Source organism: Mycobacterium sp. E3198, assembly GCF_001667015.1.
Lineage (GTDB): Bacteria > Actinomycetota > Actinomycetes > Mycobacteriales > Mycobacteriaceae > Mycobacterium.
On record NZ_LZIS01000228.1, the window covers coordinates 1 to 1,019 of the forward strand.

Annotated in this window: 1 protein-coding gene and 1 pseudogene; both read right to left on the reverse strand. The window is 69.7% G+C overall.

What is annotated here, in order from left to right; all coding sequences use genetic code 11:
* On the reverse strand, nt 1–436 hold a 436-nt coding region (locus A5673_RS23740), incomplete at its 3' end, for a hypothetical protein (protein ID WP_068238352.1).
* A 13-nt stretch (nt 437–449) separates the two neighbouring features.
* Nucleotides 450–1,019: pseudogene (locus A5673_RS23745) on the reverse strand (hypothetical protein); the annotation flags it as partial.

Consider the following 1,019-nt stretch of genomic DNA (forward strand, 5'->3'; position numbering starts at 1 on the left):
GCTCGTTGGCGGTGCGACCCAAAGCCGGTTCCAGCACGCCGGTCTCCTCGAGCTGGCGTGCGACGGCGCGCAGCCGGTGCCGGATCGCGGCCGACCAATTCCCCTCCGCGGCATAGCTTTCGGCGGTGGCGCGATGCTGGGCGGCGGTGAGCAGGGCGGCCTCGAACAGCAGGTAATCGCCGCCGCGGTTGGTGCGCATGGTGCGTCGTGCGATGTGGATGCCGACCACCACCGCGACCGCCAGCAGGACGAGGAGCACGGTGGTGGTGAGCCAGCCGCCCGGTATCTTCGCGGTCTTTTCGAGCAGCCGGTACAGCAGTTCGTTGACCCACTCGGCGAATTGCCGGGCCGCGGAACCCTTGGAGTAGATCGGTTTGTTCAGCTCGATCTGGGCGGCCTGATGGGCGGCATCGCGGTCGATGTCGATGGAAGGCACGGTCAGTGGGTCCTTAAACCGGCCGGGTCAGCCAGAGGTTGTCGGTGGATTCGACCGCGGCGGGCCCGCCGGCGGCGCCGCTTTGCAGCACCAGGTCGAACGCCTCGGCCCGCATTCGGCGATCGGTGTAGAGCAGCACGATGACACCGGCGTTGAACGGCGCGGTGATGATTTGGCCGATCGCCGTGCCGACGGCGGCGATCGCGGTGCTCAGCAGCAGCCCTCCCGTGGACGGGGACATGACGGCGAGCAGGATCTGGCCGCCGATGGCGAAGGGCGCCGCGACGGCGTTGCCGATGAAGGACGCCACGATGAAGGTCAGCGTCCGGATCCCCAACACCCGCCAGAAGCCGTTGCGGACCAGCGCGAACGACCGGGTGACCGCGTCGAAGACGGGCAGTCGCTCCAGGACGATCAGCACCGGCGCGAACAGCACCGCGGTGTACAGGTAGACCAGCAACGCGATCACCACGAGCACCAGCGGCAGCCCCAGCAGCACCGCGGGCGCCGGGCCGCCGGCCACCGCCAACAGCGCGATCGCGACCGCCACCAGCCCGAACAGGACCGCCACCGCGGCGGCCTC